11 protein-coding genes, 3 tRNA genes and 1 pseudogene are annotated in these 22,726 nt (G+C 58.0%); 8 read left to right on the plus strand and 7 right to left on the minus strand.

What is annotated here, in order from left to right; all coding sequences use genetic code 11:
* Positions 1-15: 15 nt before the first annotated feature.
* The 6 genes from QD357_RS24610 to QD357_RS24635 form a co-directional block, all read right to left on the minus strand.
* On the minus strand, positions 16-1,146 hold the full coding sequence (locus tag QD357_RS24610) for a hypothetical protein (protein ID WP_245407445.1): 1,131 nt from the start codon (positions 1,144-1,146) through the stop codon (positions 16-18).
* Positions 1,143-2,219 carry a capsule biosynthesis protein gene (locus QD357_RS24615; RefSeq protein WP_246451043.1) on the minus strand — a complete coding sequence of 359 codons (1,077 nt, stop codon included), beginning with the start codon at positions 2,217-2,219 and terminating at the stop codon, positions 1,143-1,145. The genes QD357_RS24610 and QD357_RS24615 overlap by 4 nt, the downstream gene beginning before the upstream one ends.
* Positions 2,220-2,437: 218 nt before the next feature.
* Positions 2,438-3,091, minus strand: a complete 654-nt coding sequence (locus QD357_RS24620) for an ABC transporter ATP-binding protein (RefSeq protein ID WP_107107729.1) — start codon at positions 3,089-3,091, stop codon at positions 2,438-2,440.
* A 12-nt stretch (positions 3,092-3,103) separates the two neighbouring features.
* Positions 3,104-4,402 (minus strand): capsule biosynthesis protein, encoded by a 1,299-nt coding sequence (locus QD357_RS24625; RefSeq protein ID WP_107107730.1) that lies wholly within the window; start codon positions 4,400-4,402, stop codon positions 3,104-3,106.
* The gene (locus QD357_RS24630; RefSeq protein WP_107107731.1) at positions 4,383-5,468 is read right to left on the minus strand and encodes a hypothetical protein; all 1,086 of its coding nucleotides are present in this window, start codon (positions 5,466-5,468) and stop codon (positions 4,383-4,385) included. The genes QD357_RS24625 and QD357_RS24630 overlap by 20 nt, the downstream gene beginning before the upstream one ends.
* Before the next feature lie 140 nt (positions 5,469-5,608).
* Positions 5,609-6,469 carry a class I SAM-dependent methyltransferase gene (locus QD357_RS24635; protein WP_245407447.1) on the minus strand — a complete coding sequence of 287 codons (861 nt, stop codon included), beginning with the start codon at positions 6,467-6,469 and terminating at the stop codon, positions 5,609-5,611.
* A gap of 638 nt (positions 6,470-7,107) precedes the next feature.
* On the opposite strand from QD357_RS24635, the pseudogene QD357_RS24640 reads away from it, so the two are divergent.
* The 6 genes and pseudogenes from QD357_RS24640 to QD357_RS24665 all read left to right on the plus strand — a co-directional run bounded on the left by QD357_RS24640 (position 7,108) and on the right by QD357_RS24665 (position 21,393).
* Positions 7,108-8,287 (plus strand): annotated as a pseudogene (locus tag QD357_RS24640) (polysaccharide biosynthesis/export family protein).
* A gap of 343 nt (positions 8,288-8,630) precedes the next feature.
* A complete protein-coding gene (locus QD357_RS24645) occupies positions 8,631-16,097 on the plus strand; it encodes a type I polyketide synthase (RefSeq protein WP_107107732.1) in 7,467 nt (2,488 codons plus the stop codon).
* Positions 16,094-17,515: an aminotransferase class I/II-fold pyridoxal phosphate-dependent enzyme gene (locus QD357_RS24650; protein ID WP_414125233.1), complete on the plus strand. Its 1,422-nt coding sequence runs from the start codon at positions 16,094-16,096 to the stop codon at positions 17,513-17,515. Before QD357_RS24645 ends, QD357_RS24650 begins: the two co-directional genes overlap by 4 nt.
* 18 nt (positions 17,516-17,533) lie before the next feature.
* Positions 17,534-18,379, plus strand: coding sequence for an SDR family oxidoreductase (locus QD357_RS24655; RefSeq protein WP_107107734.1), 846 nt, complete (start codon positions 17,534-17,536; stop codon positions 18,377-18,379).
* 138 nt (positions 18,380-18,517) lie between these two features.
* A complete protein-coding gene (locus tag QD357_RS24660) occupies positions 18,518-20,095 on the plus strand; it encodes an LTA synthase family protein (protein ID WP_107108113.1) in 1,578 nt (525 codons plus the stop codon).
* On the plus strand, positions 20,092-21,393 hold the full coding sequence (locus QD357_RS24665) for a capsule biosynthesis protein (RefSeq protein WP_181316031.1): 1,302 nt from the start codon (positions 20,092-20,094) through the stop codon (positions 21,391-21,393). Before QD357_RS24660 ends, QD357_RS24665 begins: the two co-directional genes overlap by 4 nt.
* Positions 21,394-21,801: 408 nt before the next feature.
* Here the strand turns inward: QD357_RS24665 and QD357_RS24670 are convergent.
* Positions 21,802-21,877: transfer RNA gene (locus tag QD357_RS24670), tRNA-Val, on the minus strand.
* Positions 21,878-22,269: 392 nt separating this feature from the next.
* Here QD357_RS24670 and QD357_RS24675 point away from each other — a divergent pair.
* Both QD357_RS24675 and QD357_RS24680 read left to right on the plus strand, forming a co-directional pair.
* Positions 22,270-22,346 (plus strand) — tRNA-Asp (locus QD357_RS24675).
* 49 nt (positions 22,347-22,395) lie between these two features.
* Positions 22,396-22,472: transfer RNA gene (locus tag QD357_RS24680), tRNA-Asp, on the plus strand.
* The last annotated feature ends 254 nt before the right edge of the window (positions 22,473-22,726 follow it).

Raw genomic sequence — 22,726 nt, forward strand, 5'->3', positions numbered from 1 at the left:
CTCCATGGCTGGCCATCAAGCCATATCACCAAGCCCGTCAAAACATATGCCTGGAAATGCCGGCGTCGCGCTCTGGCGCATTTTTTCTATGGATTGCAGTGTTGCATTGCGCGCGGCAATTCGCTGGTCTCGATCCTCCACAAGCTGATCGATGGCCATCAGCCATTCCTCCGGCGCGTTCCCGATGTGAATCTCGCCAGAGACGGCGCAGCGTGCAAACGTCGCGCATTGCGAAAATATGGCGGCGGCTCCCATGCGGCTTATATCGATCCGCTTGGTGTCGGCGCGGCTGTCGTTGGTCCTTCCCGCCAAGAGCGGCACCAGGGCAATGTCGGAACCATGGTCCGTGGTCCTTGCGAGGTAGGACGACCACGGCAATTGCGGGTGTATCGTCATTCTAGCCGGCTCGATGCTCTGACGACACCATCGACGCGCAAGGTAGCCATCGGCAAAGACCTCGAAATGCAAATTCCCATGCTTGTTCATCGCAGATCTGACGATCGGCATCAGGAACTCGTGCTCGTGACGGTGAATACCGGTCGCATGATAGACCATCTTCAGCGACGCCGCAGTTTCATCCTTCCTCTCGACCGATCCGCGGGTGAGGGGTGATGGCATCGGCGCGAGGATGTCGACCTTATGGCCCGACTTTGCCAGCGTGCCGGCCAGGTGCTCGGTCGAGGCCCACAAATGGGTAAGCAATCGGTTGAGGCGCGGGAGCGGCCGGATAGCGAAATTGAGCAGTCGGAATTTATAGAGCCAATTGGCTTCGTCGCCCGCGATGACGGCGGGAATATCGTCGTCGACGAAATAGGCTATCCCCGCCAGACGCTTTTGCCGGTGCTCCAGCCAGCGCAGTTGCGGCTTCTTGATGTAGCGGCAGATGATGACGAACAGTCCTTCGCAATCGACGTCATCCAATCCGTCATCGAGCCCCTTCACGATAACGGGAATATCGGCAAGGGCTTTGCTCCGCTCCTCCAGATAGTAGCTGACGCTGGGGTTGGGATATCGCGACAGGACGAGCAGTCGTTTCGCGGGCGGGCGAATACCGTCGATAGGCGCAGCGGAAGGTTGCGGCCTGGGTATTGATCCATAGATGGTGTCGCGCAGACTTTGCATGGGTGATTGACGGAGCGTGATCACGCCAGGCGGTTTCGCAGGCTTGTCAGCAGGCCGACGACAATGCCCCAAATTGCCAGGGTCAGTGCCAAGATACCGCCGATCCAGAGTCCTCGTTTGGGATATTCCGCTTCGTCCGGCAGGTCCGGCGCAAGAAATGTGTCGAGATAGAGGAGCTGCTGCTTACTGACGAACTGCACTTGCTCCAGCGTTTTCATGCTGGTGGCGAATTGCTGTTCGGCCAGGCTTTGCTCCAATTGTCGTTGGGACATGTCGACCGACACGTCGGCAAGGTTCTGCGCAGATTTATTCTGCCCTGCCACCTGGCTGTTCAGATCGTCCAGTTGCTTTTGCTTGCTGTCGATTTCGCGCTTCAGAACCTTCATTTGCGGCGCATTGGGCGCCACCGTCCCGAGCAAGGCATCGTATTTCTGCTGCAGATTGATCTTGTCCGTCTGAACGCTGGCTATCAAGCCAGAGAGGATTGCAGATGATCCCTCGACACTGAGGACGCCCGTTTGGTTGCGGGCAAGCTGAAGCTGCTCTCGCGCTTTCTGCAGTTGATTCTTGGCATTATCCAAATTGGTTTGAGCTGTCGTGATGACATCGCGCCAGATGCGGTTGTTGACGTCGTTGACCACGGCTTCGGAGGCAGCAACGACCTCCTGCAATATCTTTTGCGCATCGGCGGCGGAAAAGGCACGGACCTTGACCGTCACGATACCGCTGTTGGCATCGATTTTGACTGAGACCATGTCCTTCCAGTAGTCGAGCATCTTCTCCGAAGTCGCATCCTGCTTGAGTCTCGCCAGCGGATCGATCGCCGGGTTTCCATAGAGTTTTTGGAAGTCGACTTTGGCCCGGAGTGCGGCCACCATGTCCTTGCTGGCAATGAAATTGGTAACGATCAGCGTATCCTGAACGATCTGCGCCGATGGCAGGCCGGTTACCTTGGCCAGTTGGTCCTTGCCGAGCGCCGGCGTCGACGACCGGACGGTAAAGCGCGTTTCGGACTGAAATTGATCCGAAGCCATTCGTGAGAAGTAATAGATCGAAACGGCGTTCGGAATAACCAGAAACAACACCGTAAAAGCCAATATGGCCCTTCCGAGAATTTGTTCCATCGGGCGGGGGCGCAATCCAACTGCTTTGTAAAATTGGCTTCGCTTCGATGTCGAAAAGCGCAATTTGCGCGCAGTCACCGACAGTTTCGCGGCAACGTCGCGGCTGTGCTGGATCGCACTGAGCTGAACAGTTTCAGATGTCTTTCCGGTATCGTGAGCCATATGGGACCTAGTTGAAAACCCGTCGCATCTTATCTGTTCAATCTGTAGTAGGCTTCGATGGCCTGCTCGACCTGATCGAAAAATATGAGCCTGCCGTCGACGAGCACCATTCCCTTGTCGCAATGCGATTTGATCATGCTCATGCTGTGCGAGATCATGATGATGTCGGAATGTTTCCGTCGGCTGTCAAATGCGACGCGGCAGCGCTCTTGAAACCGGGCATCGCCGACGGCCAGAACCTCGTCGACGAGATAGCACTCGAATTCGATCGCCATGGAAAGCCCAAAAGCCAATCGGGCCGCCATGCCGGAAGAATAGGTGCGTACCGGCGCGTTGATATAGTCGCCGAGTTCCGCGAACTCTTCGACAAAACGGGAGACGCGCCTGACATCCTCCCCATAGGCGCGGGCGACGAAGTGAAGATTCGCGCGGCCGGTCATATAGGGATTGAAGCCGCTGGAAAGGCCCAACGGCCAGGACACCCGAACGTCCTTGGTGATCTTGCCCGAATTTGCCAGCATGGTGCCGGCGATCATCCGCATCGTCGTGGACTTTCCGGCGCCGTTCACGCCGAGCAGGCCATAGGAATAGCCGGACATGAACTCGCAGCTCACGCGATCCAGGATTACTTTCTTGGTATTCTGGGTCTTGAAGTGTTTCGATACGTTCTTGAAGCGGATCATCGCGCATGTCGCCTATATCTGATGATCCTGCACCGACGCCCAGATCAACGAAAGCGTTGCCCAGAGAACGGCTAAGCCAAGCAATATAATCAGCGGTGTCGTGATCCGGTGCGGAAAGATAGCTTCGTCCGGAAGCGCCGGTTTTACGAACACCGCCAAATAAAGCGTCTTTCGAAGCGCTTCCGCGAGCACCGCATCGTAGTTCTTCTGGGAAGCCTCGTAGAGCTTCTCCGCAATCATCCGGTTTGTGTCGAGCTTGGAGTATTCCAGCAGCGCTTTGGCAAGACTGGCATTTTCCGGCCCGGTCAGCTCCGCTTTCTTCTTGTCGATCTGAGCGTCAAGGCTCTGCAGGGCGAGCGTGAGCTGCTGATAGGTCGGAGAACCCTTGGCATGTGACTGCTTCATTACGAACAGGCGCGTTTCGAATTCGAGCTTCTGCGCAAGCAGTCCTGTCAGCAGCGTGCTACTGTCCTTGGCCTGAGCCTCCGGGCTGAGAAGCCCGGATTGATGCTGAAATTGGTTGAGCGCGGTCAGGGTGTCGTTATAGGCCTTGCCGCTTTTCTCAACATCCGCCTGCATGCTTTGCACAATATCATTGCGCGCGCGCTGCGAGAGTTCGTTGATCAACGATTCGCTCTCCTGAATGATGGCGTCGGAGAGCTTTACCGAATCATCGGGCGTGAACGCGCGCACCTTCAAAGTGATGATACCGGAAGAGACGTCAATATAGGCGCTGACGTGATTTTCCCAATAGTTCAGGAACTTCTCATCGGATTGCGTGGAGCGGAATCGAGATAGAAAATCCGCATCCTGCCGCGCGAACATGGATCGATAGTCGAGTTTCTCGCCGATCCGTTTCAGGATCTCGGTCGAGTGAATGAAGCTCGTGACGACATAGGCATCCTGTGATGCAGAACGCATGTTGAGAAGGCCTGCTGCGCCGCCGCTATTTTCGGACCCGCCGCTGCCGTCGCCCTTATCATCCGAACTGGTGCCGGAGAGTGCGCGGACGGCGAAACGGGCTTCGGCAACATACTGATCCGAGGCGATGAAGACGTAATAGATCAAGCTCGCCAGAAACGGCAGGATAACGATCAACAGAAAGCTGAGGAGCCGCAGTGGCGGTTTGCCACCGGCTTGGGGTGCTGGTTCGTGCGTGCCGGGTACCGGCAAATATTCGATGTCTTCCAGATCATCGTGCCGGTGCCGTTCCGGTAGCCGTCGCCGAAACAATGACGGCAAGATCTGCCGTGCCGGTTTTGCCCGCGGATATTGCTGATCGATCGTCTCTTCAATGGCTATTTTGGGCATGTCGGCTTGTATTCGCTTTCCGCAATTCCGGCGCGGTGGGTTTCATCGCCTCACGCACATAATGATCAAAAATCAAATCTTCTTCGAGTATCAGTTCGGCAATATGCAACGTGCGTAATCTCGTAGCAACGTCCTCCAGAGCGGTATGCCGCGACGGCAGCGGAAGATCGCCGATGGAAATGCCAAGCAGCTCACCGATCGCGTCCTGAAAATGAAAACTGTCGGCATCGTGCCCGACAATGGTGAATCGTGAAAGCAGGTCGATCGCCGCGGCGACGTCGCTACGCTTGACGAGTTGCTCCGGAGTGCTGGCGACCAATTGGCGGGTCACGGGTGACAGCAGAACGTTTCTGACATTCTGCGACGCTTTCTTGAGCGCGGATTTAAGGGATGCCTCGCTTTCGAGATCAACCTCGGCGAAGTGTTCCGCCGCCGGCGCCAGGATGATCTTGTCCCGGTCGCCAAAGAAAGAGATCTGGGTCTTTGCCATGCGTTTCAAAAGGAAAATGCGCAGCGCCAATTCGTAATAGGGGTCCGTGAGCAGAACGATGGCCTTGAATCCCTTGTCGAGAAACTCCTCGTAGTTCCGCAGCAGCAGCCGTCCGCTGATGTAGATCGACTGGATGGCATTGAGATGAAAGGCCTGGAGCGCGGTTTCATGGCCGAAGCGCTCCACGGACGACAGCTCATATTGGAAATGGCGGCCGCAGCGATAGTCGAATTTGGCCATGGGCAGGAGCTGCGTTTCCAGCCGCAGGATCTTCAGCGGAACCGGCTGCGACACCTGCGGCCGCCGGTAAATCAGCAATCCAGACTTGGCATCATGGATCATGAGCGTATGTCGCTCGGCAATATCCGGAATGATCGATGTGTCCAGCTTGAAGCCTACCCGCCCGTTCTCATGTCGGCCCGAAGCGACAACCGCCTCCTTGATCTGGTCGCAAGGTAAGACCATTAGCTCGCCGTCCGCATCGGACACCCTGATATGCGGCAGATCAGAAAATCCGTCCGGAATGAGATAGCCTTCCAGGACCGTGCCCCGATCATATTCGAGATTAAACAGCACGGATGCCCTCCGGCGTCTCAAGCTTGCCGGCAGGGAAGGAATGGGGGCCTTCAAGAACCGTCAAATTGTCGTAGGTGCCTTCAAACACGTTAAGATTATCCAAAATACTCTCGGGCGCCGAGCTTCGGCCCACGTATCAATCACGGAGCCGCATGCGCTTTGCGGGCCAAGAAAGAAAAGCAAGGTCCGCCGGAATGGCTGAGGTCCTGATCCTTGATTACGATGTCGCTGAATCCAAGCTTTTCCAGCAGCGTTAAAATATCGTCTCTGTGCATCCAAAAATGGCGATCCTTCATTCCACCGCAGAAGGATGCGTTCGAGTTGGCATGCTGATAGCTGCGTTCGTAGTAGCGTACCGGAACGCCCTCGATCATCTTCGTTTCGACTTTTCCGCTGAAGGGATTGCGGCGCACATCGCCCGCCGGCATCGCTTCTTCGAGAAAAAAATGCGTCCAGATAAAAATGGCATTCGCGCGGCTGGCCAACAGTCTCAAAAACTCTCCGGGATCGGCCATGTGATAGAGGACGCCCGAAGCTATGGCGAAATCATAGATCTCGTCGTGTTCGGTAAGCCATGCCTGAATATCGCCCAACAAAAACGAAGCGGTGTTGATATCGAGAATCTGCCTTGTCACCAGGCATCGCAGGAAACAAAGCCGATTTGCCTCAATCGCATCGATTCGCGCCGGACGCTCGCGGTGGAGCATATAGGTATGCATCCCCTCCAATGGTCCGACTTCCAAAATCGTCTTTCCCGCAATCGAGCCAAATGACCGTAGAGCCCAATCTATTCGGTCGTCCGCATAAAGATGATGTTTTCCGGCATTCAAATTAAGGGCGACGGGAAAGGCGCTATTCCAGCCGGGAAGGGCATCAATCGCATTCTGATGATCGGGTTTGCCCTGCTCGTATTGGTCAAATATCGCTTCCAGAGAATTCTCGGACACCTTTTTTCTGGATCGCTTTGCAAAACCGAGCATCGACAGCACTTTCATTTCCATCGGTATTTGGGTCCGGTTTTGGGCACGCCTCTAAGCCGGAGGAAGAGGTCAAATCACCACAGCATCCTGTTGGACGGCGCAATCCACATTGCGGTTTCTTTCGAGACCCTTTGAGTAACGACGAAAACTTGCGCCTAACTTCCCTGCTATCATGGCAATCCCGCGAAGGATGAATTCACCGTTTTAACAATCTTGGATTGCTTTATTTGACCCGCAATATTGGCCACGGTTTAGAGCGCAAGGCTATGATAAGCAAGGGTGCCCTCATGAAAAGGAAGAGATGCTTGCTCCGATTCGTCGTATAGGACGCAGAGGCTTTAAGATATATCTTGATGTCGTTATTTAACGGATTCCTTTATCATTCAGTGACTATTAATTTAATTTGCTTAGATATTTCTCGTATAAATTGCCTTGTTTCTGCTTTCAGTCTATATCGCAAAGAGTGTGCTGCCGTAACGTGAGTTTAGAAATATGCTCATAGGATCGCACACAGATTTTTTCGCGGCACCCGTGCAGAATCGGCTTGTTGAGGGGCTCCCATTATGCTTTTCAGGGCGCCGACGGATTTTATGAATAATGCGCTGTCCTGACCTGAGTCGGTGAGGCCAGCCGATATTGATTTTGAGGTTATTCAATTGATTCGCGTAGGGGCGGCGTTGCTGGTTTGCGTGGTTCTGGCGGGATGTAATTCCGTCTCGAGCGAAGGGCCGCTGGCCGGTGCGATAGACGGTGATGCCGGGCAATCGGGCGCAGAACTTGGGCGCAAGAATGTGGCCGTCTTCGATGTCGTCGACATCAACAGCCGTACGGCGCGCTTTGTCTCGGATTACGTTTCTAGCGCGCTCAATCGTCGGTTCGGGATCGGCGGCCCTGTCGGGCGGGTCGTGATCGGCGTCGGCGATTCGCTGAAGGTGACCATCTTCGAGGCAGGCGCCGACGGCCTGTTTTCGACGGCCCAATCGAAACAGGTGTCCCTCGATATTATCGTCCAACCGGATGGGACCGCGGCCATTCCCTATGCCGGCACGGTCAAATTTGCGGGCAAGACGTTGGAACAGGCCCGTCAGGCGATTCTGGCGGCGCTGGCGAGCAAGGCAGTCGAACCCGACGTCATCGTGACGAGCATGGGCACATCGTCACGCACGGTGACTGTTTCCGGTGCTGTCGGCCGTCCGTCGCTGGTTCCCTTGGATTTGACCGGCGAAAAAATCACGCAGGTGATTGCCAAGGCGGGCGGACCCGTCACTCAGCCTTATGAGACATACGTAACGTTGGTTCGCGGCAACAGGACCGGGACAGTTCTTCTAAAAATCGATCATCGAACATCCCACTGAAGATATTTATGTTCAGCCTGGCGACCAGATTTTCCTCGTGCGTGATCCCAGGACCTTTACTCTTCTTGGTGCCGTCAAGGGCGATGGCCGTCTTGAGTTCGGGGCCAATGACCTGAATCTGCTGGAGGCTGTCGCTTTGGGCCATGGCGCGGTCGATGAAGCCGCCAATGCGCAAGGATTCTTCCTGTTCCGTTACGAAGAGCCGGAAATCGTTCAAAACCTGCTCGGCGCCGCTCGCTTCCAGGAGCTCGAGCGCAAGGGAATGGTGGCGGATTCTAAGGGGCGCTATCCGATCGTCTATAAATTCGACATGTCGCATCCCGACAGCCTCATCGTCGGCCAGACCTTCCCCATCAAGAGCCGCGACGTCATCTATGTATCGCGCCATCCCTCGGTCGATATCAGGAAATTCCTGACGCTTGTCGGCGCACCGCTCAACATAGCCTCCCAGGGCGCTGCGACGGCCGCCAACTTGGGACAATGACGTTGGCTTGATCGTCAGGTGGCGCTGAATAGCTTTGCCGGGAGTTTCAAGGGCCGCGTCAACATACCCATCGTCGAAAGACGGGAATTTATTGATCGACAGTGAATGATCGGAACTGGCAAGCTGCTCCGTATATTTGAAATTCCGATGCTGGTTCTTCTATAAGGGGTTGTGGCCGGCTAGGCTTATTCCGTCCCGGATCATGTTAGTGTTGTTTGTCAATATGGTGTTCTGAACCCGGTTTTTTGCAGGTGACAACCGCAGGCAATTATGGTGTGAACGGTTGATAAGCAAATATGGCTACTTTCATCCCATGCAATTTTAAAGACGACGCCGAGAGATTATGACGGTTGAAATTATCGGGCGGGCGAGCATTGCCCCGGGGGCAGATTCGATCGAAGAGCTGCAGCTCGTCCTCAAGGAAGGACGTTGCACGGTCACCCGGATACCCGATGAACGCTGGGATCTCGCGCGTTTTTGGCATCCCGTCGTCGGCACGCAAGGAAAGACTTATAGCTACGCCGCCGGTGTCATGGCGGACATCTACTCCTTTGATCCAGCGGTCTTCGGCCTTTCGCAGCGCGAGGCGATGCAGATGGATCCGCAGCAGCGCATCCTTCTGAACCTCGTCTGGCGGGCTTTGGAAGATGCGAATTTGCCGGTCGACGGCTTCGAGGGTGAAAGGGTCGGCGTCTATGTCGGCGCTTCGTCGCTTGACCATGGCAATCTCACTGCCGAAGATCCGGCCGCCGGCAGCCCATATTTCATGGCGGGCAACACGCTCTCGATCGTCTCCAACCGCATTTCGCATATTTTCGGCCTGCGTGGTCCGAGTATGACGATCGATACGGCCTGTTCATCGTCGCTCGTGGCGCTCGATCAGGCAGTGAGGGCGCTGGAATGCGCCGATATCGATACGGCGATTGTCGGCGGCATCAACCTTCTGGTCCATCCGCTATCCTTCGTCGGCTTTTCGCAGGCGCGCATGCTGTCGCCGGAAGGGCTTTGCCGCGCCTATGACGACAATGGCCGCGGCTACGTTCGCGCCGAAGGCGGCGCTGCCATCGTCCTGCGCAGAACGGATCGCGCTCTGCGCGAGAAGGATCGCAGTTACGCGCGGATTCATGCGGTCGGGGTGAACTCCTCTGGCCGTACGAATGGGATTTCCTTGCCCTCGCGCGATGCGCAAGCAGCTTTGCTGCGTTCGATCTATGAAGGGCAAAACATCGACGTCAATCGCGTCGCCTTCGTCGAAGGCCATGGTACGGGAACCAAGGTGGGCGATCCCGCCGAGATTTGGGCGATCGGCGATGTCATCGGCCGGAATCGCCGGGCGCCGGTGCCGGTCGGCTCGATCAAGTCCAATATCGGCCATACCGAGCCTGCATCTGGTCTCTTCGGTCTGCTGAAGGCGATGATTGCGCTGGAGAACAATTTCCTGCCGGCATCGCTGCATTTCCAGCAGCCGAATGAAACCATCGATTTCGAAGGCTTGAACGTTCGGGTCAACACATCGGCCGTCGAGCTTCTTCCGGCCAAACGCCCACGCTTTGCCGGCATCAATTCCTTCGGCTTCGGCGGCACGAACGCCCATGTCGTCATCAGCGACCCTGATCCGGTGGCTCCGCCCGAGCCGCAGTTGCGCGGCGAAGGCACGACATTCATTGCAAGCGCCCACACGGCTTCGGCGCTCTCGAAGCTGCTTGAAGACTACAAGAGCMGGCTCGAGCGCGCAGAGCCCAAGGAAGCCCGGCAAATCATCGCGTCCGCGGCTGCCAATCGCGAGCCGATGCGCCACCGCTTCGCGGCCAAGGCCAAAGACAGCGCCGCAGTGCTTGCGGCGATCGATGCGCATCTCGGCGGTGAGAATTCCGCCGGTGAAGTGGGCGAAGTGCCGGGTCAGGCGGTTAAGATCGCTTTCGTGTTTTCCGGCAACGGCTCGCAATGGGCGGGCATGGGCATCGAGGCCTATCGGGAAAATAGCCATTTCCGGCAATGTTTTCAGTCGTTCAGCGCACTCTTCGAATATTATCTCGGCCAGAAGCTGACGGATATTCTGGTTTCTCCCGATCTATCCCTGCAGATCGCCGACACCAAGATCGCACAGCCTCTGCTTTTTGCAATTCAAGCGTCCCTGTCGGACTGTTTCTCGGCGCTGGGCGTGAAGCCCGATGCCGTCCTCGGCCACTCCGTGGGTGAAATCGCCGCCGCCTACGCGGCCAAAGCGCTGACGGCTGCGGAGGCGGTCGCGATCGTCGCCAAGCGTTCGCTGCATCAGGATCTTCTTGCCGGAGAAGGCAAGATGGCAGCGGTCGTTCTCAACGAGGACGCAGCACTCGCCTTCGCCAAATCGCACGGTCTCCACAATATCTGCATCGCGGCGATCAACGCGCCGAATTCGATAACGATTTCTGGTCCCGTCGACGAGATCGAAGCTTTCAGGGAGGCCGCCCGCAAGTCGCAGATCGTCGCTCATATCCTCGACATCAACTATCCCTTCCATCATCCGATCATCGATCGGGCGAAGGATGCCTTTCTGGCCGATCTGCCTGATGTTGCGCCGGATGCGGGCCTCGGTACCTTCATTTCGACGGTGACCGGCGCTGCCTGTGACGGCCATCTGCTGGACGCAGAATATTGGTGGCGAAACGTCCGCGATCCCGTGCTTTTCAAGGCCGCCTGTCAGGCGGCGATGGCGATGGGGTGCAACCTGTTCATTGAAATTGCCCCGCGTCCGATCCTGTCGAATTATGTGACGGAGATCGCCAAACAGGCGTCCGTCCAGGCGATTGCTATACCGACATTGCTGCGGGAGCCGGCGCTCTCCGGCCGCGATCCGGTTTCGCAGGCCTTTGCGCGCGCTGTCGCGCATGGTGCGCCGGCGCAGCGTTCGCGCGGCAGCGCCACGCGCAATGCCTTCGTCAAGCTGCCGCCTTTGCCGTTCGAACCAGTGGGGCTGCGTTCGCAGCCGACAACGGACGAAATCGACATTTTCGGCCGCGACGGCAAGAGCCCTTATACTCTGCTCGGCTGGCGTACGGACCCTAACGCGTCCACCTGGAAGAACCATCTGGATGCACATCTCTTCGCCGACCTTGCGGAACATGTCGTCGACGGCAAATCGATCCTGCCAGGCAGCGGTTTTATCGAGATCGCGGTCATCGCTGTTCAGCGATATTACCAGACGGATGCGGTTGAGATCGGCAATCTCGAAATCGTCAGACCCTTGGAGCTGCGCCAGGATCGGATGGTGGAACTGTCGACCATCCTTTCCCCGGAGACCGGTGATATCGAGATCCGCTCGCGTGAGCGGCTGAGCAACGACGACTGGACCGTTCATGCAGTCGCCCGCGGCCGCAAGCCGACCGGCAATGGCAGCGCCGAGGACCAGGCCGCGCGGCGGTTCGAGGAACAGAAATCCGTCCTGACGTCCGAGAAGACCTATGAGACGGCGGAGCGTTTCGGGCTGCAATATGGTCCGCATTTCCAGCTTCTGTCGAAAGCTGTCGCCTTCGGGCGCAATATCATTGAAGTGGACCTCAAGCCGGCTGCCGCGCCCACCCATCCGTTCGTGACCTACAACCTCAATCCAATGTCGATCGATGCGGCATTTCACGGTCTTGTCGCGCTCTTCGATCAACTGTCCGGCGACGAGGCCGGGGCTCCCTATATTCCGGTTCGTTTCGGCACCGTGCGAGTTGCGGGCAAGAGAAAACCCGTTGTCAAAGCGATCATAGAGATCGATCGGTTCAGCAATAATTCGATCAAGGCCCGCTTCCGCATGTTCGGGGGCGATGGCGATGAGATTGCCGTTTTCGACGATTGCCGCTTCCGCCGCACCTATCTGCGCCGGCACACGACGCTCGATTCCGTCGCCTTCCACTATGAGACCGTGCCATCGACGATATTTAGGCGTCGGTCCGTGTCGAACATGGTCGTGCCGGATGCTTCGCCGCTGCGCCGCCTCGATGGAAATCATTCGCTCAATAATGCGACCCTGCTTCTCGATGCGGCGATCTACCGGGCATGCCACGAGATCGCGCTCACGGTCGCAGGCAGAGACGGAGCGGTCTCGCTTTCAAACCTTCCCGGCGATCCGGAATTCCGGCCGTTTCTGATCAACTGCCTCTATATTCTCGAGGATGCGGGGATTGCTTCGGGTGTCGATGGCGGATGGCATATTCCGCTCGATTTTACCTTGCCGACGGTGAGCGAAGCCCTGCAGGAGCTTTATCGCGAGGATGCCGGCCGGGTTGCCGAAGCCATTCTCGTCAACAATGCCTATCGCGAGGCCCTGGAGCGTCTGGCCGCTGTCCATAAATATGTGCTTGGCCAACAGCAGGCCGAGGCCGCAGTTCATGCGGCTGGAGGAGCGACGCTGGAGCATGTGCTTGTTCATTCGCCCTTGAGCGGCAAGCGGCTTTCGTTGATTGCTGAGGCGCTGGTGGCTGCCGTCGAGGCCAATCCCGGCAGCATCGGCCACATTTTGGAAGCTGGTTCGACATCCACCGCCTTCAGCCAGCGGTTGGCAGCGGTCGCCGCCAACGCTGGTGCGTGCCTGATCATCGCCGAACCGCGAGAGCAGATGCGCCGCGCGCTTGAAATCGCTTTTGAGGGCGCTGCACATGTCATCGTCACGGAGCCCGGCAGGCTTGGCGATCAACCGCTCGCCGACGTCATCATTGCCTGTGGCGATCAGAGCCAGCTTCTTCTATCGCATGATGATGGGCTGAAAGCCGCCATCCGCAGCGCTGCCGCGCGTGGTGCACAACTCCTGTTTGCCGATCGCGCACCGAGCGTCTTCAACGATTTTGCCTTTGGCCTGTCGGAAGGATGGTTCGCCGGCAGTCAATCGTCTGAATTCCCTGTCGGCCAATTGGGGACCTTGCAGCAGGTCGAGGATATTCTTGCGGTGCTCGGTTTCAGCAAGGTACAGCTCGAGGAGCAGGTTTTCCCGGAAGGCGGGCTGATCACCGCGGCGGCTGCATCCGAAGGTCAGGTCGAAGACGAGCCTGCTTTATCAAGCGCCGACGCGCCGCTTTTGGTTCTGTCCGAGCGCGGAGAGGGTATCGGCTTTTCCGATATGCAGGTGATCGCTGTCGACGTTGGGGCAGGGTCTTCGAACCTCGCCGGTGTCATGACGTCCCATCATCCGCGCCGCATTCTCTATGTGGCGGAACGGGAGGGCGCCCGCGGCGCGTCCGATCCGTCGCAGATGCGGCTTGAGGTGTTCAAAGAGCTGGCCGATACACTTATCAGATATGCAGAGGGCGACAGGCCGCGCCTTGTCATCATGGCTCCGGGCGGTTCGCCGCTTGCCAAGGAGCGGATTGATAGCGCCAATGCCGGACTGTGGGCCTTCGCGCGCGTGCTGCAGAACGAATATGACGGCTTCGACGTGCATCTCCTTGATGCCGAAACGGACGACAAGTGGGCGATTGCGGCCATTGAGACCGTTCTTTTCGCTGAGACTAATAACCGGGAGTGGGCGCTCGACAGGGTAACCGGCGAGATCCGCGAAATCCGGGCCGTTGCGGGTCCGTTTGCGGTGACCGAGATGAACCGCCGCGACGTTGTCGCGGCGACGATCCGGCAACATTCGAGCGGCCGCTTGGACAGCGTCGTTTGGGAAGCGTCGGATTTGCCGGCACCGTCGGACGACGAGGTCATTATTGCCGTCGAAGCGACCGGCCTCAATTTCCGCGACGTCATGTGGGCCATGGGCTTGTTGCCGGAAGAGGCGCTGGAGGATGGGTTTGCTGGCGCAACGATCGGCATGGAGTTCGCCGGTCGCGTGCTGCAAACCGGCTCTGGTGTCGGCGATCTCCAGCCGGGCGACAAAGTCATGGGCATCGGTCCCGCTGCGTTTTCGACCCATGTGCGCGTGCGCCGCGACGGCGTCACCAAGCTGCCGGAGACGATGGACACGCTCGCCGCGGCCACGGTGCCCGTTGCCTTCCTGACGGCCTATTACGCCATGGTCGAGCTTGGGCGCATCCAGCCGGGCGAAACCATCCTGATCCATGGTGCCGCTGGCGGCGTCGGTCTTGCCGCGCTGCAGATCGCCAAGTTCAAAGGGGCAAAGGTGATCGCCACCGCCGGCACGATCGAGAAGCGCCGTTTCCTGCAAATGCTCGGCGCCGACCATGTGCTCGACTCCCGCTCGCTCGATTTCGTTGCGGGCGTGCGCCATGTGACCGGAGGCGAAGGCGTCGATCTCGTGCTGAATTCGCTGTTTTCCGAAGCGATGGAGCGGAGCATCGAGCTGGTCAAGCCGTTCGGGCGGTTCCTGGAACTGGGTAAGCGCGACTATTATTCCGACCGCAAGATCGGGCTGCGCCCTTTCCGCCGCAATATCAGCTATTTCGGCATCGACGCCGACCAGTTGCTGGTCAACGCTCCCGCCTTGACGAAGCGGATCTTCGCGGAAATCGGTCAGCTCTTTGCCGATCACAAGCTCACGCCGCTGCCCTATCGTGCCTTCGGCTATGACGAAATCGGCAGCGCTTTCCGCTTGATGCAAAATGCCGGTCATATCGGCAAGATCGTCGTTCGTCCGCCCGTTCTTGGTGTCGATCATCTCTTGCCGGCGCCGGCCAAGTCCCTGCGGCTCGATCCCGCCGGTATTTTCCTTGTGGCTGGCGGCATCGGCGGTTTCGGTCTTGCGGCGGCCGACTGGCTGGTGTCCAAGGGCGCGCGCCGCATTGCGCTGTGCTCGCGCCGGGGCGTCGCCGATGAGGAGACGGAGAAGGCCGTTGGCGAATGGGAGAAGAAAGGCGTCGTGGCAACACTGCACGTCTGCGATATCACCGATGAGGTCGCTGTCGAGGCACTGCTTGGCTCACTTCGTTCCGAGGGTGCGCTGAAGGGCATCATCCATGCTGCCATGGTCCTGGATGATGCGCTGCTCGCCAACCTGACGCCGGAACGCAATCGGCCAGTCATCGACGTGAAAGTCCGAGGCGCCGACAATCTTCATCGATTGACTCAGCATGACCGCCTTGATCTGTTCCTGCTGTTTTCGTCAGCGACGACGATGCTCGGCAATCCGGGGCAGGCGAACTATGTCGCCGCAAACGGCTATCTCGAAGGTTTGGCGCGTGCACGCCGTGCTGCCGGACTGCCGGCGCTTGCCATCGGCTTCGGCGCTATTGCGGACAAGGGATTTCTTGCCCGCAATATCGAGGTCAACGAGCTCCTATCCAAGCGAATCGGCAAGGCCGCCCTAAAGGCGCGCGATGCGTTGGAGCAGGTCGAACGCTACATGCTTGCCGATACCGGCAAGATCGATGCCGCGGCCGTCATGATCGCCGAGATCGATTGGAGTGCCGCACGCATGCTGCCGATTGCCGCCCGGTCGCTGTTCGAGCCGCTGATGCGCCACGCGCGCGATCACAACTCCCTGAACGATGGCGATATCATCGATCTGGGCGAGCTGATCAAAGGCAAATCCGAGGACGAGGCGCAGGCTGCTTTGCACATTGTCGTCGCCTCGGAAATTGCTGCGATCCTGCGTGTGACCGAAGATACGATCACACCCGACAAGGTGCTGAAAGATATCGGCCTCGACAGCCTGATGGCGATGGAGCTCGGCATCAGTTTCCAGCAGAAGACCGGTTTTGACATTCCCTTGAGCGGAATCGGGGAGGGGACGACGGTCAGCGACGTCGTCAGCCGCTTGCGTGATCGGGTCATGAACCGCAGTGGCGGGGGGGGCGAGGTTTCGGCGGCGAGCGAGGATCAGGTGGTCAGCCGGTTGGTCCAAAGCCACTCCCTGCAATCGCCGCAGAAGAGAGCCGCACAGTCATGACGCAGGATGCCAATGACGACATGCCGCCCGGCGATAAGAAAAGCAGCTTGCTGGAGCAGATGCGCCGCGCCAATGAATCCTCCGGACGCAACCGGGTGGAGCGGCTGAACAGACAACCGCAACAGCCGGTTCGCCAAGCCCTGCGCTTCGAGGATTTGCCGGAGTACAAGCGCGTCATGACGCAGAAGATTGCCGGCGAGATGGCCGGCATCGTCAATCCCTTCTACCGCTCGCATGATACCGCCGCCGGCGCGACGACGAAGATGGGCGGGCGGGAATTCGTCAATTTCGCCTCCTATGACTATCTGGCCACCAACACCGACCCACTCGTGGCAGCCCGTGCCAAGGAGGCTATCGACCGCTTTGGCATCTCCGCTTCCGCCAGCCGCCTTGTCGCCGGCGAGCGGCCGGTGCATGTCGAGCTGGAGCAACAGCTCGCCAGGCTCTATGGCGTCGATGCCGCTGTCTACTTCGTCAGCGGCTACCTGACCAACGTTGCGACCATCGGCTGTCTGCTGGGGCCACAGGATCTCGTCATCCACGATGAGTTCATCCACAACAGCGCCCTTGCCGGCATCAAGCTTTCCGGCGCGGCGCGGCGCCTGTTCAAGCACAATGACGTCGAAAATCTCGAAAGCATCCTGAAAACGCTGTCTTCCGATTTTCGCCGTATCCTCGTCATTGTCGAAGGCATCTATTCCATGGACGGCGATGTCGCCGATCTCCCGGCGCTGCTGGAGCTGAAGGCCCGTTACGGTTTCTGGCTGATGGTGGACGAGGCCCATGCGCTCGGCATCCTCGGCGAAAGGGGCCGCGGCACGTTCGAGCATTTCGGCCTCGATCCGCGCGATGTCGACATCTGGATGGGAACGCTTTCGAAGACGACATCGAGCTGCGGCGGCTATATCGCCGGCAGTAGCGCGCTCGCCGATATCCTGAAGGCGGAGGCCGGTGGCTTTGTCTATAGTGTCGGTCTTGCCCCCGTTCTGGCGACGGCGGCCATGGCTGGCCTGCAAATCCTGGAATCCGAACCGGACAGGGCAGCCCGGCTCAGGCGCAACGGCAGCCTCTTTCTGCGATGCGCTAGGGAGGCGGGCCTCGATACCGGTTTGAGCATGGGCTTTTCCGTCGTTCCTGTCATCGTCGGCGATTCGCTGCGAGCGGTGCAGCTCTCCAACGATCTGCTGAGCGAAGGCATCAATGTGCTGCCTATCATTCATCCGGCCGTGCCGGAAGGCATGGCGCGTCTGCGCTTCTTCATCACCTGCAACCATACCGAAGAGCAAATCCGCCGTTCTGTTGCTGTCACTGCTCGGAGACTTCAAGATTTGAAGGATCGGAATTTCGGCCTGGCCTCCATCGACATGGACAAGGTGATGCAGTTGCTGCCGATGCGTCAGGCCGTCGGTAAGCCATAACCTTAAGGCGCTCAGCTCATGCATGTCATCGTCACCGGAGGCTCAAGCGGGATCGGTTTGGCGATCGCCAAGCTCTATGCCACCAGGGGCGCCAAGGTTTCTCTTTTCGCGCGCCACCCCGGGCGTCTGGAACAGGCGCGTATCGAGATTGCGGCCATGCCGGGTGCCGATCTTTCTCGCATCCAGATCGCCCCTGTCGATGTCGCATCCGCCAATCGAGTTTCGGAGGCCGTTGATATCTGCGAACGCGCTTTCGGGCCTTGCGACCTCCTGATCGCGTCGGCCGGGATCGTAGAGCCTTCTGCTTTCGATAGCATGCCGGCTACGGTTTTCGACGAGCAGATTGCCACTAATCTCCTGGGAACGGCAAATGTCGTGCGCGCCGTCTACAAGGGTATGAAGACCCGCCGTGGCGGCAAGATCATGATGATCTCCTCCGGCGCCGCTTTGATCGGCATTTACGGCTATACCGCCTATTGCGCCTCGAAATCGGCACTGATCGGCTTTGCAGAGGCATTGAGCGCCGAAGCGGCCGTTTCGGGAGTGGATGTCTCCATCTGCTTTCCGCCGGATACGCTCACCCCGCAATATAGCCATGAAATGTCGATGCGGCCTGCGGAAGCGGAGCTTCTGATGGGCACGGTCAAGCCGTGGAGTGCCGAAGCCGTGGCCGCAAAAATCGTCCGCGGCCTCGACCGCGGCAGGACCCGAATCCATTTTGGATTGTCGCTAACCGCACTCGGTTATTTCGGCCCGTTGATAAAGCCGCTGTTGATGTGGTGGTATTTCCGCAAGCTTCGAAAAATAATTGAAGAAGGGCGAGATGAAAGCCTTGCCCGCTCGACCGACAAAGGCTTTGGTTGAGCGCAGTTTCCATAATTCGCGTGATGCTTCAGCGCGCCTGATGGGATGCGCGTAAAAAACGATAGAATTGAGAATTGGCGGCTTTTTCCGGTTTTTGAGGGAAGCCGCCGCAGACTATGACATTTGGACGGTATTGTTTTGAAACTTCATGATTTTCCGGCTCTTTTGACGGTTGCGTGCTTCGCTTTTTCCTGTGTCGTCATTTTCCTGACCGATCCTTTTGCGATGCCTCCTGCAGTCAACAAGCAAAATCATACAGAGAGAAGTTTGAAGCGGCTGGCGTTCGAGTGGGCGGCAAGAATTCCCGTCATCGCTCTCATCTACGCCCTATTCTTCGCGATTTCCTGGCGTCCGATTTACGGTGCGCAGGGCGTGATCAGTTTCTTCGTCATCTTCACCGGAATTTCGCGTGCAAAATTCGAGTTCATCCGTGAGCCCTTAGTCTTCTCCGATATCGCCCTGGTGGTCGACGTTTTCAAATACAAAGAGATTTTCTACGCGACGTCTCTGAACATCGTCTTCTGGATCATCGCGCTTTCCTATGTGTTCGGCGTCAGCGCTCTCTATATGTATTTCGAGCCGTCGATCCTGCCCGACCACAACGGTTTCCTTTGGGTTCTCGTTATGCTGGCGGTTGCCTTCGGTCCCTGGCTCGCTTTGTTCAGCAGGACCGTCAGCGGACCCGTCTGCCGTTTCACGCAGAATGTTCTCGGCAAGGTCGACGTCAAGAAGGATACGGTCAGGTTCGGTACCTTTGAATCCGTCGTCTTTCATTTCGTCATATGGGTTGGCGTCAGGCGCGAGGCCATTGTCACCCAGCTATCGGAACGCTTCATCTCCGCCCTTCATGATCTATGGGAACATGGCGACGACGAGCCGTTGATCGTCATATGGCAATCCGAATCCTTCATCGACCTCCGGCATTTTGGTGCGGAAAACGTCAAGCTTCCCAATCTGGACCGGCTGCGGGATCAGGCAGCGCAGTGGGGCCGGATGACGAGCGTCTTCGAAGGTGGCTATACGCTGCGCACCGAATTTGCGGTGCTGAGCGGTTTGTTGCCTGAGAACGTCCATATCGACGCGAGCTACCCTTATCTGCGCGCCAGCCACTACAAGGATGTCGTATGGCCGCAACGGCTGCGGAAGGCGGGTTGGAAGACGCAGTTCATCCACCCTTACGACAAGACTTTTTTCCTGCGCCACAAGGCCATGCCGCAGCTCGGTTTCGATCGGATGATGATGCTGGACGAATTCGATCACCGGCCGGAACGCGATGGCCCTTATGTCAGCGACCTGTCGCTGACGAAAAGCGTGATTCGAGCGATCGACGGGGAAGGCGCCGGCAAAAACTTCGTTTTCGTGGCTTCCATGGCGAATCATGGACCCTGGGAACCTGGCCGTTGCGGCGACCTGACGAATCCAGTGGATATCTATAGTGAGCTGCTGATGCGCGCCGACCATGCGCTCGGCAATCTCGCGCATCACCTGGACCGGCTCGACCGCCCCGTGTGGCTGTTGTTCTACGGCGATCATGCGCCGCTGTTGAAGGCCTTTGCCGATCCCTTTCCGGATCCGCGCACGGACTACATCATCGTTCCGCTCGGCCGTGCGCGGTCGCACTCGCAAAAGCCGGTGCCGCCGCAGGAAGAAGCGCCGTGGAACCTTATCGGCACGCTGCTGCGCTATGCTGGCCTCAGCACCGAGGTGCCGGAGTGACGGCTGACGGGCAGGGGGATGCAGCGGCTTCCCAGCGCGTCTTTCTTTTCCTGCAGGGGCCGTCCTCACCGCTTTTCATGGAGATCGCCAGAAGGCTGGAGACCGCGGGCCATCGCTGCATCCGCATCAACCTGAACCCGGGCGATTGGATATTCTGGCGCCGTCGCGGAGCCTACAATTATCGCGGCGGCTTTGCCGGCTGGCGCAGCTATGTTCGCCGCCGAATCGAGGCAGATAAGGTCACGGATGTGATTCTTCTCGGCGAGGAGCGTCCGTATCATCAGGTCGCCATCGAAGAGGCGAGGCGGCGAGCCGCCAGTATCAGCGTCGTCGAGATGGGATACCTGCGGCCGGATTGGGTGACGCTCGAGCGTGACGGAATGTCATCCAATTCGCATTTTCCCGTCGATCCACTTTATATAGTCCAGGCTGCGGCGAGCCTTGCCGAGCCGGATTGGACCCGCCGGTTCAGTCACAGCTTCCTGGCGGAGGCGACATACGATCTCCTCTACAATCTTCCCAGTGCTTTTCTTTGGTTTCTCTACCCCGGCTATCGGCGCCATGCGCTCTATCATCCGCTGGTGGAATATGCGGGCTGGCTCCGCCGGCTGCCGTCGAGCGGCAGGCGTGCGCGGGAATCGGAGGCTACGATCGAGCGGTTGATCGCCGCTGAAACGCGATTCTTCGTCTACCCCCTGCAGCTTCAGACGGATTATCAACTGCGCGCGCACTCGCCCTTCCATCGGCAGCAGGATGCAATCAGGCAGGTCATGCAGTCGTTTGCCTTGCACGCAGCGCTGGACAGGCATTTGGTGATAAAGCTTCATCCGCTCGACAATGGGCTTGTCGACTGGAAAGGCTATATCCACGGCATAGGCGCAAAGCTTGCCCTGTCCTCCCGCATCCATTTCATCGACGGCGGTAATCTCGAAAAATTGATCTCGGCAAGCCAGGGCATGGTGACGGTCAATTCCACTGCCGCACTTTCCGCCCTGCAGGCTGAAAGGCCGGTGAAAGTCCTTGGAGCGGCTATCTACGATATCCAAGGCTTGACCGATCAAAAGCCGCTGGACCTGTTCTGGGACAATCCGGCGACGCCATCGGTGGACATTCGCAGTGCATTTCTGAAACTGCTTGCCGCATCCATACAGGTGCGCGGGAATTTCTACTCCCGAGTCGGCGCACGGGCGGCGGCGGATGAGATCGCCGAACGCCTGCTATCGCAGAGCGTCAACCTGCCGGCCGCCTTTATCGACCCGCCGCCACGGCAAAGGCCGACAAAGATCAATATTCCTTAGTCGCCGGTCAGCAGTTTTGATCAATCTCGGAGGGTGACGGTGTTCATCTGCCGCTCACAAGAGCGACCGTTTTGACTGTTGATCCCAAAATTGACATGCCGTCCGCCTATGCGAGATTCGCACTGGATTTGACGCAGCGATTCGATGCTGGGACAAAGAACGAATACGCAGTTTGCAGGGGGAGCAAACGCCATGGATGGCAGCAAGATGCAACGTTTTATGCTGAAGGAGCTGCTGGCGATCATCGCAGCTCTCGTGCTTGTCTCAGCGGTACTTCTGACGATCGTGATTACCGGGAATTATTGAGAGGGGCGCTGAAGAGCGCATCGGCATCAATAGCTACGCAGAAAGCGCTGCCAAGTAGCCGGAAAGCCGCTATTTCAATCAATCAGTTATATCTCTGAAAAATGGTGGGCGATGAGAGACTCGAACTCCCGACATCCTCGGTGTAAACGAGGCGCTCTACCAACTGAGCTAATCGCCCTTGCAGCAAGCGGTGCGTTGGACCGCTGCGTTTCGGTGGCCGTGATCTATGCGGAACGACAAAAAACCGCAAGAGTGTTTGTGAAGATTTTTTGATTTTTTTGATGGCGCGGCATCAGTGGACGATATCGCCACATGCGACTGCTGCGAAAGCCAGGCCTGGCCGGGGCGGGTTTATGAGCCGTTTTTGAAATGCGTGGGGCGCGAACCTGCCATGCCAAATCGACGGAGCCGAAACATGTCGGCGGCGGTCGCGAAAACAATTCGTGCTCTGTCATGGATTTGTATTTAAACCTGCTTGACACCCAAACGCGAACCCCGTAGTTAGCCGCTCATCGAACGGCGAGGCCGCTTTGATGGGTGCGAAAGCATCCGGAATGCTTGAAATGAAGTGCGGGTGTAGCTCAGTCGGTTAGAGTGCCGGCCTGTCACGCCGGAGGTCGCGGGTTCGAGCCCCGTCACTCGCGCCATTTCAAAGCATAATGCCGGATTTCGCACGACCGAAAGGTCAAACGATGCGCGGGTGTAGCTCAGTCGGTTAGAGTGCCGGCCTGTCACGCCGGAGGTCGCGGGTTCGAGCCCCGTCACTCGCGCCATTTGCTTCAAGCCATTACAATCAATCATCAATTTGCTGCGACTGCGAGAAAGCCGTTTTGCCTTTGCGCGGATTTGTCGCGATATCGTTACAGCCTGTTGATAAGTCCGGTTCGGTAGTGCTTGAAACGACATATTCAAAAGGCTTGCGCCCGCGCTCCGGCTGCGCTAACCACGGCTCTGTTGCAACGCTCTTTCGCTTGGCTTGGGCATTTGCTCAGAGGCGCCGCCCCGGCGCACATGGCAAGCAGGGATG

Origin of the sequence: Rhizobium sp. BR 317 (assembly GCF_047445835.1) — a bacterium.
Classification (GTDB): Bacteria; Pseudomonadota; Alphaproteobacteria; order Rhizobiales; family Rhizobiaceae; genus Rhizobium; species Rhizobium paranaense.

Bases quoted from the DNA above. Each gene is read 5' to 3' on its own strand.
- QD357_RS24625 (WP_107107730.1), bottom strand. From the start codon at position 4,402: ATGCCCAAAATAGCCATTGAAGAGACGATCGATCAGCAATATCCGCGG.
- QD357_RS24655 (WP_107107734.1), top strand. From the start codon at position 17,534: ATGCATGTCATCGTCACCGGAGGCTCAAGCGGGATCGGTTTGGCGATC.
- QD357_RS24620 (WP_107107729.1), bottom strand. From the start codon at position 3,091: ATGATCCGCTTCAAGAACGTATCGAAACACTTCAAGACCCAGAATACC.
- QD357_RS24650 (WP_414125233.1), top strand. From the start codon at position 16,094: ATGACGCAGGATGCCAATGACGACATGCCGCCCGGCGATAAGAAAAGC.
- QD357_RS24635 (WP_245407447.1), bottom strand. From the start codon at position 6,469: ATGGAAATGAAAGTGCTGTCGATGCTCGGTTTTGCAAAGCGATCCAGA.